Here is a 14,236-nt window from a genome sequence, read left to right on the forward strand (position 1 = left end):
AAAGAATCCGGCCGCCCTTTTGTGTGCGTCGTCTGGCGTGTGTCGGGCTAGAGGGAGCGCATGACCGATACGACTTTGCCCATGATGACGGCGTGGTCGCCCACGATGGGCTCGTAGCGGGTGTTCTGCGGCAGCAGCCAGGTGTGGCCGTTGCGCTGGCGGAACGTTTTGACCGTGGCCTCGTCGTCCAGCAGGGCGGCTACGATGTCGCCGTTCTCGGCTGTGGGCTGGCGGCGTACCACCACCCAGTCACCGTCGCAGATGGCGGCGTCCACCATGGAATCACCCGAGACCCGGAGCATGAAGAGGTCACCGTGTCCCACGAGCTGGCGCGGCAGCGGCATGATGTCCTCAACCACTTGCTCGGCCAGGATGGGCCCGCCGGCAGCGATCCGGCCGACCAGGGGAACCATGGCAGTGTCCACGGAGGTGGAGAGCTCGGTGACCGTGGCCAGGCCCGCGGAGGCGCCCTCACCCTCGGCGGAGCGGCTGCCTGCACTGCCGGAGCCGCCTCCGGCCGGGAGCGCCGGCTCGGTGCGGCGTGGGCTGTCCGAAGGCTCTCCGTCGGCGCCGGGGGAAGCCGGCTGTCCGTCGCGCAGCATCAGCGGAATGAGGATTTCCATGGCGCGGGGGCGTTTGGGGTCGCGGCGGATGTAGCCGAGCTTCTCCAGCTGCATGAGCTGGTGGGTCACGCTGGACAGACTCGCCAGACCCACGGTGTCCCCGATTTCCCGCATGGTGGGCGGGTACCCGTTGGTGCTCACGGACCGCTGGATCATCTCAAGGACGGTTTTCTGCCGCGGAGTGAGGCCTTTCGCGCGCGCACGGGTGCCGGTCGCAGCTGGCTGATTGGTGCTGTCTTCGGAAGCAGTCCTGCGGGCCACGTGGGGTTCCCTTCGGGTCAGCTGGTCCGGGCGGTGCCGGAGCTGGTCGGGCGGATGTCTGGGCCGGAACGCTGTGCAAGCCGTGCCGGCGGGAATGTCAGAGGCAGCTGATTCAGTGGTCCTGTTCGAACCGTTCCGGGGCCCGCGCCCCGCACCGGCCCGGTGTAAACCGCCGAACCCTCTTCCTCTGGACTCAACGCTAGGCGAGGGGAGCGGCCTTTTCAAACATTTGTTCGAGCGAGTCTCGACTTTATTAGTAGATAGGTGCTAGAAATGAGTTCACAACCTTCGAACATAGTTTCGAAATCTTCACTCCGCACCGCTTTCACTTATTCGAATACAGCTTCGGGTCTGCCGTTGCTGCTCTCGAACCGGAAAGGTATTTCCATGCCAGCCCACGCATTATCCACACTGTCCCGGACCTCTGCCCCCTTCGCCCCGGCTCCGGCCCGGCCCGCAGCCGGGCCGGAAGCTGTTTCGCCCGCCGCAGCCTCCGGAGACCAGGCTCCGGCGGCCCGGCTCCGGCTCACGCGGCGGGGCCGGCTGGTGTTTATCGGCCTGCCGCTGATGCTCACGGCCGCTGCCGCGCTAACCGTGCTGGGCTTCTTCACCGCCCCGGCCGTCGCCTCGAACGGCGGGCCGGACGTCACGCGGACCCTTCAGGTGAGCGTCACTCCCGGTGACTCCCTCTGGGCCCTGGCCGAGGAATTCGCCCCGGAACGCGACCCCCGGGATGTGGTCGCCGACATCATGGAACTGAACAACCTGCCCACCGAGCGGGTGCCGGCCGGAGTGCAGCTGTTCATTCCGGTCCAGTCCTGAATCCCGGGTCCGTTCCAAGCACAACTCAGAACGTAACAACCCGCTGCTGCGACACGGGGATTCTTCCCGCCCCGCCTTGGAGTCTTAAGCTGTAGTGGTGACTGAACAGCTGGAGAGACTGAACCGACTTCCCCTGCGCGATGACCTTCGCGGACTTGCGCCTTACGGTGCTCCGCAGCTTGACGTGCCCATCCTGCTCAACGTCAACGAGAACACGCACGGGTTGCCCGAGCAGGTGCGGAAGGCCATCGCCGCCTCCGTTGACCGGGCCGTGGCAGGCCTGAACCGCTACCCGGACCGCGAGTTCACCGAACTCCGGGAGCGCCTCGCCGCATATCTCGGCCACGGCCTGGGTACGGAAAACATCTGGGCGGGCAACGGCTCAAACGAGGTCCTTCAGCAGATCCTCCAGGCCTTCGGCGGCCCCGGACGGACAGCCATGAGCTTCCCGCCCACCTATTCCATGTATCCGCTGCTGGCCAGCGGCACCGGGACCCGCTACGTCACTGGCCTGCGCAGCGAGGACTTCACCCTCACGGCAGACGCCGCAGCGGATCAGGTCCGCGAGCAGGCTCCGAACATTGTCTTCCTCTGCACGCCCAACAACCCCACCGGCACGGCGCTCTCGCTTGATGTCATCGAAGCCGTCTATGAAGCCGGCGCTGCCTCGCAGGCGATCGTGATCGTGGATGAGGCCTACGCCGAGTTCTTCCACGCCGGAACCCCCAGTGCCCTGCAGCTGCTGCCCGGACGTGAGCGCCTCATCGTGTCCCGGACCATGAGCAAGGCCTTCGCGCTGGCCGGAGCGCGGGTGGGCTATATGGCGGCAGCCCCCGAAGTCACCGACGCGCTGCGCCTGGTGAGGCTGCCGTACCACCTCTCCGCCGTCACGCAGGCCACCGCCAACGCGGCCCTTGAGCACGCCGACGCCCTGCTCGCCAACGTCGAAGCCATCAAGGTCCAGCGGGACCGCATCGTCGCCGAGCTGCTGACCCTCGGCCTGAAGCCGGCGCCCTCGGACGCCAACTTTGTCTTCTTCGGCGGGCTGGAGGATCCGCGCGCAGTATGGGAGGGCCTGCTGGAAGCGGGAGTGCTGGTGCGCGACGTCGGCATCACCGGCCACCTGCGCGTCACCGCCGGCACGGAAGCTGAAACCAGCGCCTTCCTGACCCGGCTGCGCGAGCTGCTGGCTGCCGGCGTCCGCTAACGCCCCCGGGCGCAGCCACTAAACTGTTAGCAGAGACCACCTTCTTTCAAAGGAAAACCATGACCGTGGAGACCACCACCGGCCGCACCGCACGCCTGGAACGGGTGACCAGCGAATCCTCAGTGGTCGTTCAGCTGGATCTGGACGGAACCGGCCAGTCGGATATCAGCACGTCCGTGCCGTTCTACGACCACATGCTGACGGCGCTGGCCAAGCACTCCCTGATCGACCTCACGGTCCAGGCCACCGGCGACACCCACATCGATGTCCACCACACCGTGGAGGACATCGCCATCAGCATCGGCGAGGCACTCAAGACCGCGCTCGGAAACAAGGCCGGCATCCGCCGCTTCGGCGAAGCCACGGTTCCGCTCGACGAGGCCCTCGCCAACGCCGTCGTCGACATCTCCGGACGCCCCTACCTCGTGCACTCGGGCGAGCCGGCGGGCCAGGAATACCATCTGATCGGCGGGCACTTCACCGGATCGCTGACCCGGCACGTCTTTGAGGCCATCACGCTCCACGCCCAGATCTGCCTGCACATGACGGTGCTCGGCGGCCGGGACCCGCACCACATCGTGGAGGCCCAGTTCAAGGCCTTTGCCCGCGCTCTGCGCGCAGCCGTCGAGCCGGATCCCCGGGTTGAGGGCATCCCCTCCACGAAGGGAGCACTGTGACCGCCCGCAACGTCACCGTCCTGGACTACGGTTCCGGCAACATCCGCTCGGCCGTCCGTGCCCTGGAACACGTCGGTGCCACCGTCACCCTGAGCGCCAAATCCGACGACGTACTGAACGCCGACGGGCTGCTGGTGCCCGGAGTCGGCGCCTTCGCCGCTGTCATGCAGGGATTGAAGGACGTTGATGCCCTGCGCCTGATCGGCCGGCGCGTTGCCGGCGGACGCCCGGTTATGGGCATCTGCGTGGGACTGCAGGTCCTCTTCGACGAGGGCGTGGAGCACGGCGTCCGCACCCCCGGCATGGGGGAGTGGCCCGGCGTCGTTGAACGGCTGAAAGCCGACGTGGTGCCGCACATGGGATGGAACACCGTCCAACCTCCGGAGGATACCCAGCTGTTCGCCGGCATCGAGAACGAACGCTTCTACTTTGTGCACAGCTACGGCGTGCAGAAATGGGACTTCGACGTCACCCAGCCGGCCATGCGCGCCCCGCAGGTCACCTGGGCCGAACACGGCAGCCGCTTCGTTGCTGCGGTGGAAAACGGGCCGCTGACGGCAACCCAGTTCCATCCGGAAAAGTCCGGTGACGCCGGTGCGGCGCTGCTGGAAAACTGGCTGAAGACGCTGGGTTAGGGCCATGTGGAGCCTCATTCTCATGGGTCTGGCGGGACTGCTGATCGGCGGCGCCATCTCCTTCCGCAGCCAGGGCATGTCCAAAATCATCACGGTCAGTTTCTGGGTCCTGGCAGGAATGGCGCTCCTCGGCGCGTACCTCCTGATCGACACGTCCGCCTAGCCGCCACCTGAGCAAAACCTCCGCCCGGCAACCCCGCCGGGCCCCGCACGCCCTCTCCGGACTGAACCCCACGGAAAGCAGAACCATGTCACTTGTTGAAACACCCATCCTTGAACTGCTGCCCGCCGTGGACGTCGCGGACGGCCAGGCAGTGCGCCTGGTCCAGGGCGAAGCCGGCAGCGAAACCAGCTACGGCGATCCGCTCGAGGCAGCCATGGCCTGGCAGAACGACGGCGCCGCCTGGGTGCATCTGGTGGACCTGGACGCAGCCTTTGGCCGCGGTTCCAATCTTCCGCTGCTCAAGCGCGTGGTGGAGGAACTCGACATCAAGGTGGAGCTCTCCGGCGGCATCCGCGACGACGCTTCGCTGGACATGGCGCTGGAGCTGGGAGCCAGCCGGGTGAACCTGGGCACCGCAGCCCTGGAAAACCCGGAATGGACCGCCAGTGCCATTGCCCGCTACGGCGAGGCCATCGCCGTCGGGCTCGACGTTCGCGGCACCACCCTGGCCGCCCGAGGCTGGACCAAGGAAGGCGGGGACCTCTGGGAGGTCCTGGCCCGCCTGGAGGACGCCGGCTGCCCGCGCTACGTGGTCACCGACGTCACCAAGGACGGAACGCTGCGCGGCCCCAACCTGGAACTGCTGCGCGAAGTCCTCAAGCGCACCGACCGTCCCGTTGTCGCCTCCGGGGGCATCTCCAGCCTTGACGACCTGGCCGCCCTGCGTGAACTCGTTCCGCTGGGCCTGGAAGGCACGATTGTGGGCAAGGCCCTCTACGCCGGCGCCTTCACCCTGCCGCAGGCCTTCGACATCGCCGGACATCCGGAGCGCTAGGACCCATGGCTGAGCGCGCCCTCCCCGGACACATCGCCGCCGCCCTCGCCGGGGCCGGGGGACCGTCCGACTCCGCCGGGCAGCCCTGGTCCGGCCGGGATCTTTCCGGCGACGGCAACCCGCTGCACAATTTCGACGCCGACGACGGCGCCGCCGACGCCGGCTACCTCGACGCCCTGGCGGCGCTGGAAGCCGGCACGGGCACCGAAGCGGACGTAGTGGCTGCGCTGGCCACCGCCCGCGTGTTTGTGCCCATCGTCGCCACCCTCGGCGCCGAAGCGCAGTCCGAACACGGACTGACCGCGGACAAGGAGGCCGACATGGCGTTGGTCACCCTCACCGCGCCGGACGGGCGCAAGGCGCTGCCGGTCTTCACCTCCGTGCCGGCGCTGCAGCAGTGGCACCCGGAAGCCCGGCCGGTGGCGGTCTATGCCGCCCGCGCCGCCCTCTCCGCCGTGTCCGAGGAAGCGCAGCTGCTGGTGGTGGATCCGGGCGCCGACGTGACCTTCGTGGTGCGCCGGCCGGCCATGTGGGCGCTGGCCCAGCAGCGGACCTGGACGCCGTCGTACGCCGACCAGGAGGTGGCGCAGGTTGTCTCCGCCGCCGTCGGCGCGGAACCCGCAGTCACCGCAGTCCAGCTGGCTCCGGGGCCGGGAACAGTGACACGTTCGGCGCGCGGGACGGCGGTGGCCGGAGGAGGTGCCGGTCCTGAGCTTAGAATGGTTCTTCACCTGGCACCGGGACTGGACGCGCAGGCGGTGCAGGGCATCGCCGGACTGCTGCAGCAACGGCTCGCTGCCGATCCGTTATTCGTTGAGCGCGTGGATTCCCTGGAACTCAAAATCACGCGCTGACCTTGCTGGGCGGGGGACCGCCGGAAGTGAAGTGCCGTGAATTTTTCCGCCTACGGGGAGTTGCTCCGCGTCGCCCCGATCCGCCGGCTGCTGCTGGTGGGCATGATCGCCCGGTTCCCGCATTCCGCGGCCGGGGTGCTGCTGACCCTGCACGTGGTCCTGACCATGGACATGGGTTACGCCAAGGCCGGTGCCGTCGCCGCCGTCGTCACCATTGGCATTGCCTTCGGCGCCCCCTGGCGCGGCCGCCGGGTGGACAATGTGGGCCTGCGCCGGGCCCTGATTCCCTCGGTGATCTCCGAGGCCGTGATTTGGTCCATCGCCCCGCACGCCAGTTATGAGTGGCTGCTCGTCCTGGCGCTGATCGGCGGCGTGTTCACGCTGCCGGTGTTCAGTGTGGTCCGGCAGTCCCTCGGCGTGCTCGCCACCGGCGACCAGCGCCGCACCGCCTTCGCCCTGGATTCAATTGCCACCGAGGTCGTCTTCATGGGCGGACCGGCCCTGGGTGCCGTCCTGGCCACCCAGCTGTCCTCGGTGGTCGGGCTGACCCTGGTGGGCATCACGACGTCGCTGGCCGGACTGCTGCTGATCTGGTTCAATCCGCCCACCCGGTCGGAGAACCCGCGCGACGCCGCCACCGCCGTCCAGGAGCGCGAAGCAGCCAACGCCGCCGTGGTCGCGGCCGCTCCTGCACACCTGTCCGAAGCCTCCGCGGAACTGCAGCCGCTGGCGGTCCTGGGCCGCGGGGCGCGCCTGCGCTCGGGGTTCTCCTGGTTCACGCTCAGCGTGGCAGTGGTCTTTGCCGTGGCGGTCGGGGCAGGGCTGCTGCTCTCCAGCTCCGACGTAGGCATCGTGGCCCTGGTGGAGCATACGGGCGAGCCCGGGCAGGTGGGGATCGTCTTCGCTGTCTGGTGCGCTGCCTCCGTGGTGGGCGGCCTGATTTACGGAGCGATGCAGCGGCGCATCTCACCCATGCTGCTGCTGCTCGCGATGGCTGTCCTGACACTGCCGATGGCGCTGGCCACCGACACCATCAGCCTCGCGCTGCTCTCCATCCCCGCCGGGCTGCTCTGCGCTCCGGTGCTGTCCTCCGCCTCCGAGCGCGTCGCGGACCTGGTGTCCGAGGAGCGGCGGGGCGAGGCCATGGGCTGGTACGGTTCGGCGCTAACCTCAGGCACGGCACTCGGAGCACCGCTGGCAGGCGCGGCAATCGATTTCATCGGGCCCTGGGCAGGCTTCATCTTCGCCGGGGCCTCCGCGGCGCTGCTGGTTGCGGTGACGCTGAGCGTACGGAAGTTCAGCCGGCGTCCGTCGCGGCTAGCGGCCCGGTAGGGCAGCGAACAGCGCACGCAAACGGCGAAGCCAGCTGCGCGGGCCGGACCTGTGCCGCGTTTCCGGTGCAGCGCCCGGCGGAGGAGCCGTGCCGGAATCCGCGGCCGGCGGCAGGCCCTTGCGCAGCCGCCAGCCGCGGACCTCGGCCTCCTCATCGCGCAGCTTCGTCACCACCGGCGGGCCGCCCAGCAGCTGCCGCCGCGCCTCGATAACCCGGGTGTTGAAATCGGCGACGGCGTCGCGGACCTGCCGCTCGGACGGCAGCCGGTCCAGCCGCGCGTCAAATTCCTCATCCTCCACCCGCAGCAGCAGCGCGGGCGGCCCCAGGCCGGAGATGTTCTCGCGTTTGATCAGGCGCTTGAGCCACCAGTCCGGGTCCGGGTCATCCAGGCCGGGGATCGGCTTGCCGGCGTAGTGCAGGTTGTCGAAGTCCCCGCGGTTCATGGCGTCGCGGATGAGATAGTTGGCCTTGTCCGCCGCGCTGACTTTCCGGCGCTTCGCCTCCAGCTCATCCTCCTCGGCACCGCCGAGGCCCTCGGGCAGCTTGTAGCCCGCATTCTCCGGCGTTCCTGCAGCCTTGAGCCGCGCCGCCTGCTCCAGCCTCTTTTTGTAGGCTTCGGCACCCCTGCCGCCCATCGAGCGTCACCGCCTTCCGTTCAACGTCCCGTACAGGTTACGCAATCCTTCCGGGCAGAAAAAAGCCCGGGAGGCTTGCCGCAGCGGCAATCCTCCCGGGCTTTTCTGATGCGGGGAAACTAGTTGACGGGGCCGGTGAACTTCTCGCCCGGGCCCTTGCCCGGCGCATCCTGAACCAGGGAAGCCTCGCGGAAGGCCAGCTGCAGGGAGCGCAGCCCGTCGCGCAACGGACCGGCATGCTGGCTGCCGATCTCCGGGGCTGCGGCGGTGACAAAGCCGGCCAGTGCCGTGATCAGCTTCCGGGCCTCGTCCAGGTCCTTCAGCTCCTCGGCGTCGTCGCCTTCGGCGAGGCCGCACTTAACGGCGGCGGCGCTCATCAGGTGTACGGCGGCGGTGGTGATAACTTCGATTGCGGGGACCTCGGCGATGTCGCGCATCTGGGCCGCCACTTCCTGCTCTTCAGCGGAAGGGGAGTGCACCTCTTCCGTGGTGCCTGGGAAGGAATGGCGGGTGTGCTCGCCCGCCGGGTTGCTCTGTGGGGTACTCATACTGGTAAGCTTGTCACAGACCAACTGGTTGTCGTTACTTTCAGCGCCCTTCACGGAGCGGTTGTTGACTGTCTCACATCAGCCAGTATGCAAGCGGAGAATCCTCCCACCCGCGTCAGCCTGAATCTTCAGTCCACGTGCCCTCGGGCCCTTGTGCAGAAGACAGAGTTGCCGGGTACGGTCGGCCCCCGGTGTCGGGTCCAGGTACAGCCTGGCCGGTCATTTCGGGAGGTTGCTGCTGATGCAGCTCCCGCCGACCCCTCGAGGCCTCCGATTGCGCGTGCAATTGGAGGCCTTCTTCAGTTGCAGGCGGTAGCCGTTTTGAAGAAATCAGGAGCTGCAACATTAGCGAGCCAAGAATCAATGATCGAATCCGCGTCCCTGAGGTGCGGCTGGTAGGACCGGCTGGAGAGCAAGTTGGGGTTGTCCGTATCGAAGACGCCCTGCGTCTGGCAGCCGAATCCGACCTGGATCTTGTTGAGGTGGCACCGCAGGCAAAGCCTCCGGTGTGCAAACTAATGGACTTCGGCAAGTACAAGTACGAAGCCGCTGTCAAGGCCCGTGAGGCACGCAAGAACCAGACGAACACCGTTCTGAAGGAAATCCGTTTCCGTCTGAAGATTGATACTCACGACTACGAAACCAAGCGCGGGCACGCCATGCGCTTCCTGGCAGCCGGTGACAAGGTCAAGGCCATGATCCAGTTCCGCGGCCGTGAACAGCAGCGTCCGGAAATGGGCATGAAGCTGCTGAACAAGTTCGCAGCCGACGTCGCCGAGGTGGGCGTGGTGGAATCCACTCCCCGCATCGACGGCCGCAACATGGTCATGGTTATCGGACCGCTGAAGAACAAGGCGGAAGCCAAGGCCGAAGCACGGCGCGCGTCGCAGCGTGCGGATGCCAAGGCAGCCAACGAAGCGGTCAAGAACGGCGAGGCACCTGCACGGGTGGACACCTCCGCCGAGAACAAGGCGCCCCTGACGCAGAGCCTGGCAGATCTTCTGCCGGACGGCCTGCGGCTCGGTTCCTCCGCTGCCGAGGCTGACAAGGCCCGCGCAGAGAAGGAAAAGGCTGACAAGGAAATGGCTGAAAAGCGTGCACAGGCGGCTGCCGAAAAGGCAGCAGCAGACGCACGCCGCGCGGCAGAAGCTGCCAAGGCTCCGGCTCCCGCGCCGGTTGCAGCGGCTCCCGCCGCAGCACCGGCTCCCGCTGAGTCGAAGCCGGCACCGGCCCCCAAGCCGGCTGCTGTGCCCAAGCCCACGGCCATGAAGCCGGCGCCGAAGCCTGCTGCCCGGCCGAAGCCGGCTGCAGCATCCAAACCTGCTGGCAAGGCTGCTCCTTCACGGGGCGCAGCAAGCCAGAGCAAGCCCGGAACTGCGGAGTAGAACTCAGCTTTTCCCCGCAGGACGTCCCGGCGTCCAGTAAACCCCCGGCACTGCAAGGTGCCCAAAGCCCCGCAGGCTCTGAGCCTGCGGAAACCCAAAGGAGATCGGTAGTCATGCCGAAGATGAAGACCCACAGTGGCGCCAAGAAGCGCTTCAAGCTCACCGGTACCGGCAAGCTCAAGCGCCAGCAGGCCAACCGCCGCCACTACCTCGAGCACAAGCCGTCCACGCTGACGCGCCGCCTCGCCAGTGACAAGCTTGTTGCCCCGGCAGACGCCAAGGTCATCAAGAAGATGCTGGGCATCTAGTCTTTCCCCCTCGACAGGCGGCCCGTCCGGGCTTCCGTCACACCACCAAGCTTTTCCGGGCCTGAGTAGCAGGCCGAGCGCCCCAAGCAGGCGCACGGAAGATTTATCCAAAGGAGTACGCACGTGGCACGTGTGAAGCGGGCGGTAAACGCCCACAAGAAGCGTCGGGTTATTCTCGAGCGCGCCAAGGGTTACCGCGGACAGCGTTCACGCCTGGTCCGCAAGGCCAAAGAGCAGCTGCTGCACTCGTTTGTGTACAGCTACGGCGACCGCCGCAAGCGCAAGGGCGACTTCCGCCGCCTGTGGATCCAGCGCATCAACGCTGCATCCCGCGCCAATGGCCTGACCTACAACCGCCTGATCCAGGGCCTGAAGGCTGCCGAGATCCAGGTTGACCGCCGCATGCTGGCAGAACTGGCCGTCAACGACGCCGCTGCTTTCGCCACGCTGGTTCAGATCGCCAAGAACGCGCTGCCGTCCGACACCTCCGCTCCGGCCGTCGCCGCCGCTCCCGCTGCAAAGGCTGCTCCGGCTGCCTCCAAGCCGGCCGCTGCCGTTGCCGACGCCAAGGGTGGCTTCAAGGCTTCCGAGGGCGACGCTCCCGAGGGCTTTGTCATCAAGGGCAACCTGGGCTCCGGCAAGTACCACGTTCCGGGTTCCACCTGGTACGAGCAGACTGTCGCCGAGTACTGGTTCAACTCCGTCGAAGCCGCCAAGGCTGCCGGCCTGGAGCCTGCTGGCGGAGAATCCCGCCAGAAGTTCCAGGGCTAGAAATCGGTTATTAACCGATCATGAACACTGTTGGGCGCCCGTCGGCTCCGCCAATGTCCAATCCCCGAGCAGATCGGGTACGGGACGTGGCGAAGCTGGCCGGGCGCCCGGCACGTTTAAAGACCGGCCGCTTTGTGGCCGAAGGGCCGCAGGCCGTCCGAGAGGCTCTGCTGAGCCACCGGGCGGATGCCTCCGCCGGCGGCTCCGGTGTCGTACTTGAAGTCTTCGCCACGCAGGCGTGCCTCGAGCGGTTGCCGGAACTGACGGAGCTGGCCGCCGAGCTGCCGCTGCGCCTGGCCACAGACGAGGTCATCGCCGCCATGGCCACCACGATTTCCCCTCAGGGTGTGGTTGCGGTGTGCCGCATCACCGACTATGACCTTGACGATGTGCTGGCATCCGGAGCACGGCTGGTTGCAGTGCTTTGCGAGGTCCGCGATCCCGGCAATGCCGGAACGATCCTGCGGGCCGCTGACTCCGCCGGTGCCGATGCCGTTATCCTCACCTCCGCCAGCGTTGACATCCACAATCCCAAAGCGGTGCGCTCCACCGCAGGGTCCCTCTTCCATCTTCCGGTTGTCACCGGCGTTGACTTTGACTTTGTCATGGCGGCCCTGCATGCCCACGGCCTGACCGTCCTGGCCGCCGACGGCTACGGCGACGTGGACCTTGACCAGCTCCAGGACGAAAGCGCGGTCCGCCGGCTGGCGCCCGCGCTGGCCCCAGCCGGCGCCGTCCCCGACGAGGCCGCCGTCGTCGAACCGTCCCAGCCGCGGCTGGAAAACCCCACCGCGTGGCTCTTCGGCAATGAAGCCCAGGGCCTCAGCGACGCGCAGCTGGCTGCTGCCGATCACCGCGTGGCAGTCCCCGTGTACGGCCGCGCTGAAAGCCTGAATGTGGGAACCGCGGCCACTGTGTGCCTGTACGCCTCGGCGCGCGCCCAAAACCGCTAGCACGCCGCGCGCCAAAGGCCAGCGCCGTCGTGCCGGCAGCGAAAACCAAGTCCCTGCTGCGGCCGTCAACAGCGCCGAGCAGGGGATCCCCCCAGCAGTTCCTATTGCACGGGCGATTTGCCCGGACCCTGACGGGTATGCCCAGCGGCCTGAGCAGCTTGCTTCGGGCCGCGCCGGTCCAGCCAGCCGCTCATCAGGGCAATGCCCAGTCCCAGCAGGGCCAGGACGGCGCCGACGACGGCGGGCGAGCGGTAGCCCCAGCCCCAGGCAATGACCACGCCGCCCAGCAGGGCCCCCAAGGCGTTCGCCATATTGAGCGCCGCGTGGTTCAGCGAGGACGCCAGGGACTGGGCACCGGGGGAGGCATCAAGGAGCCTGGTCTGGAGCGGCGGAACCAGCATGGAGCCTATTGCCCCGACCAGGAAGACCAGCACCAGCGCGCCCGCCTTGTACTGCACCAGCCAGGCATAGCCGGCCAGAATGAGTACGGTGCCCAGCAGGATGGCGTAGATGCTGCCCATCACGCTGCGGTCGGCCAGCCTGCCACCGGCGATGTTCCCAAAGACGTTCCCCAGGCCGTACAGGCCAACAATCAGCGGGAGCATTGACGTCTCGAAGCCGGCCACATTGGTCATGGTGGGGGAGATGTAGGCATAAACGGCAAAGAACCCGCCGAAGCCCACCGTGCCCACCAGCAGCGCCAGCCAGACCTGGATTCTGCGCAGGGCTCCGAGTTCGCGGCGGATGCTGGCCTCGGGATGGGCGGGCTTGAACGGAACGAACCGGGCCGTGAGGGCCACCGTGAGCAGTCCGATGGCCCCGACCATCACGAACATCCAACGCCACCCGGCCTGCTGTCCCAGCCAGGTGGCAAAGGGGACACCCACCACGTTGGCAATGCTCAGGCCCAGCATGACCATGGAAATGGCGCGGGCCCTGCGGGTCGGGGCCACCAGGGAAGCGGCAATCACCGCCGCGACGCCGAAAAATGCGCCGTGGGGCAGCCCGGACAGGAAGCGGGTGACCAGGAGCCACTGGTAATCAGGGGCAAAGAAGGATGACAGGTTGCCCACGGTGAAGAGCACCATGAGGCCCACGGCCATGGTCTTGTGGGGAATGCGTGCGCCCAGCGCGGCGAGGACCGGGGCACCGACCACCACGCCAAACGCATAGGCAGAGATGACGTGTCCGCCGGCCGGCACCGAAATGCCCAGATCCGTGACCATCTCCTGGAGCAGGCCCATAATGGCGAATTCAGTGGTGCCGATGGCGAATCCGCCGACGGCAAGGGCGAAGACGGCCAGCGATGCCCGCTTGGCCTGGAGTGCGGGGGTTAAAGACATCAAACTCTTTCAGAACTTAGCTTCGTGTACGGTGCCGGACGGCGCGGCTGCCGCTTGGTTCAAATCTGCCGTGGCCGGGGCGGCCCCTGGCTCCCTTGGTCCGAGTGAGGAGGCCCCGGATATCGGATGGCCGCTGCCTGCCGGCTCAGCTGCGTCCTCCAAGGGGCCCAAAACTCCCGCTGACGGGGTTGTTGCCACATTCGCGCGGGACGGCCGGGGCCGGTCAACATGACTGTGCCGGGAGGACGGTCAGGGCCGCAGGAAAGCACGGCAGCTGGCTCCGGGCGGGAGCCGGCGGGCACTGAAACGGGAAGGAGCGCAGAATCCGCGGCGGGAAAGCCTGCCGGGGCTGCGGTTAACCGCAACGGTGCGCTCACTCCAGTTTAGGCCAGCCGGGCCCGTAGACTCGATTCGTGTCTATTCTCGAACTCAAACAAGTTGTGGGCGCTGCCCTCGTGGACAATCTTGCTGCCCCCACCAAGATGCTTGCCGCCCGCCGCACGGCGCCGGAGCAGTTCGCCGGCATGTGGGAGTTCCCCGGCGGGAAAGTAGAGCCCGGGGAAAGCTGTGAAGAGGGCCTGCACCGGGAACTGCGCGAGGAACTGGGAGTGGAGGTCCTGCTGGGCGCCGAGATTTCCGGCCCCGGCCCCCAGGGGTGGCCGCTCAACGACCGGGCAGCGATGCGCGTGTGGTTGGCGGAGGTCACCCGCGGTGTTCCGGCACCGCTGGAAGATCACGACGAGCTTCGCTGGGTTGCCCTTGATCCGAAGGAACTGGCCACCTTGGACTGGATTCCGGCCGACCTGCCGATTGTGTCGGCCATGCTCGACGCTGCAGGGCCTCACTAGCCCGCTCTGCCGTTATCCCGGGCTCCCGTTCAGGA

Annotated in this window: 17 protein-coding genes; 13 read left to right on the forward strand and 4 right to left on the reverse strand. The window is 67.3% G+C overall.

Translation table 11 applies throughout. From position 1 onward, the window contains the following. Positions 1-47 precede the first annotated feature (47 nt). Positions 48-884 (reverse strand): transcriptional repressor LexA, encoded by an 837-nt coding sequence (gene lexA / locus M1D40_RS05845; protein ID WP_461170520.1) that lies wholly within the window; start codon positions 882-884, stop codon positions 48-50. A gap of 387 nt (positions 885-1,271) precedes the next feature. Here lexA and M1D40_RS05850 point away from each other — a divergent pair, with 387 nt between their 5' ends. The 8 genes from M1D40_RS05850 to M1D40_RS05885 all read left to right on the forward strand — a co-directional run bounded on the left by M1D40_RS05850 (position 1,272) and on the right by M1D40_RS05885 (position 7,409). Further along, positions 1,272-1,706, forward strand: a complete 435-nt coding sequence (locus tag M1D40_RS05850) for a LysM peptidoglycan-binding domain-containing protein (protein WP_461170521.1) — start codon at positions 1,272-1,274, stop codon at positions 1,704-1,706. Positions 1,707-1,803: 97 nt separating this feature from the next. After that, complete coding sequence (locus M1D40_RS05855) at positions 1,804-2,913, forward strand: histidinol-phosphate transaminase (RefSeq protein ID WP_341395876.1); 1,110 nt, start codon at positions 1,804-1,806, stop codon at positions 2,911-2,913. A gap of 59 nt (positions 2,914-2,972) precedes the next feature. Beyond that, positions 2,973-3,590 carry an imidazoleglycerol-phosphate dehydratase HisB gene (hisB, locus tag M1D40_RS05860; RefSeq protein WP_341395875.1) on the forward strand — a complete coding sequence of 206 codons (618 nt, stop codon included), beginning with the start codon at positions 2,973-2,975 and terminating at the stop codon, positions 3,588-3,590. Further along, entirely contained in the window at positions 3,587-4,225 is a 639-nt protein-coding gene (gene hisH / locus M1D40_RS05865; RefSeq protein ID WP_341395874.1) for an imidazole glycerol phosphate synthase subunit HisH, read from the forward strand. Before hisB ends, hisH begins: the two co-directional genes overlap by 4 nt. Positions 4,226-4,229: 4 nt before the next feature. Beyond that, a complete protein-coding gene (locus M1D40_RS05870; protein WP_341395873.1) occupies positions 4,230-4,388 on the forward strand; it encodes a hypothetical protein in 159 nt (52 codons plus the stop codon). Positions 4,389-4,473: 85 nt separating this feature from the next. Continuing rightward, positions 4,474-5,223 (forward strand): bifunctional 1-(5-phosphoribosyl)-5-((5-phosphoribosylamino)methylideneamino)imidazole-4-carboxamide isomerase/phosphoribosylanthranilate isomerase PriA, encoded by a 750-nt coding sequence (gene priA, locus M1D40_RS05875; RefSeq protein WP_341395872.1) that lies wholly within the window; start codon positions 4,474-4,476, stop codon positions 5,221-5,223. A gap of 5 nt (positions 5,224-5,228) precedes the next feature. Then, positions 5,229-6,077 carry an SseB family protein gene (locus M1D40_RS05880; RefSeq protein ID WP_461170522.1) on the forward strand — a complete coding sequence of 283 codons (849 nt, stop codon included), beginning with the start codon at positions 5,229-5,231 and terminating at the stop codon, positions 6,075-6,077. A gap of 36 nt (positions 6,078-6,113) precedes the next feature. Then, positions 6,114-7,409 (forward strand): MFS transporter, encoded by a 1,296-nt coding sequence (locus M1D40_RS05885; protein WP_341395870.1) that lies wholly within the window; start codon positions 6,114-6,116, stop codon positions 7,407-7,409. Here the strand turns inward: M1D40_RS05885 and M1D40_RS05890 are convergent. Then, on the reverse strand, positions 7,395-8,045 hold the full coding sequence (locus M1D40_RS05890) for a DnaJ family domain-containing protein (protein ID WP_461170523.1): 651 nt from the start codon (positions 8,043-8,045) through the stop codon (positions 7,395-7,397). The genes M1D40_RS05885 and M1D40_RS05890 overlap by 15 nt on opposite strands. A gap of 119 nt (positions 8,046-8,164) precedes the next feature. Beyond that, complete coding sequence (locus M1D40_RS05895; RefSeq protein ID WP_461170524.1) at positions 8,165-8,593, reverse strand: DUF1844 domain-containing protein; 429 nt, start codon at positions 8,591-8,593, stop codon at positions 8,165-8,167. A gap of 386 nt (positions 8,594-8,979) precedes the next feature. Between M1D40_RS05895 and infC the strand changes: the two genes are divergently transcribed. The 4 genes from infC to M1D40_RS05915 all read left to right on the forward strand — a co-directional run bounded on the left by infC (position 8,980) and on the right by M1D40_RS05915 (position 12,010). After that, a complete protein-coding gene (gene infC / locus M1D40_RS05900) occupies positions 8,980-9,978 on the forward strand; it encodes a translation initiation factor IF-3 (protein WP_445818955.1) in 999 nt (332 codons plus the stop codon). A 113-nt stretch (positions 9,979-10,091) separates the two neighbouring features. Next, positions 10,092-10,286, forward strand: coding sequence for a 50S ribosomal protein L35 (gene rpmI, locus M1D40_RS05905; RefSeq protein WP_104055427.1), 195 nt, complete (start codon positions 10,092-10,094; stop codon positions 10,284-10,286). 123 nt (positions 10,287-10,409) lie between these two features. Then, positions 10,410-11,057, forward strand: coding sequence for a 50S ribosomal protein L20, sunset domain variant (gene rplT, locus M1D40_RS05910; protein ID WP_341395867.1), 648 nt, complete (start codon positions 10,410-10,412; stop codon positions 11,055-11,057). 20 nt (positions 11,058-11,077) lie between these two features. Next, complete coding sequence (locus tag M1D40_RS05915; protein ID WP_461170525.1) at positions 11,078-12,010, forward strand: TrmH family RNA methyltransferase; 933 nt, start codon at positions 11,078-11,080, stop codon at positions 12,008-12,010. Positions 12,011-12,111: 101 nt separating this feature from the next. On the opposite strand, the gene M1D40_RS05920 is transcribed toward M1D40_RS05915, so the two are convergent. Then, positions 12,112-13,353 carry an MFS transporter gene (locus tag M1D40_RS05920; protein ID WP_341395865.1) on the reverse strand — a complete coding sequence of 414 codons (1,242 nt, stop codon included), beginning with the start codon at positions 13,351-13,353 and terminating at the stop codon, positions 12,112-12,114. Positions 13,354-13,772: 419 nt separating this feature from the next. Here M1D40_RS05920 and M1D40_RS05925 point away from each other — a divergent pair, with 419 nt between their 5' ends. Further along, positions 13,773-14,201 carry a (deoxy)nucleoside triphosphate pyrophosphohydrolase gene (locus M1D40_RS05925; protein ID WP_461171013.1) on the forward strand — a complete coding sequence of 143 codons (429 nt, stop codon included), beginning with the start codon at positions 13,773-13,775 and terminating at the stop codon, positions 14,199-14,201. Positions 14,202-14,236: the final 35 nt, after the last annotated feature.

The organism is Arthrobacter sp. Z1-15, from assembly GCF_054792395.1.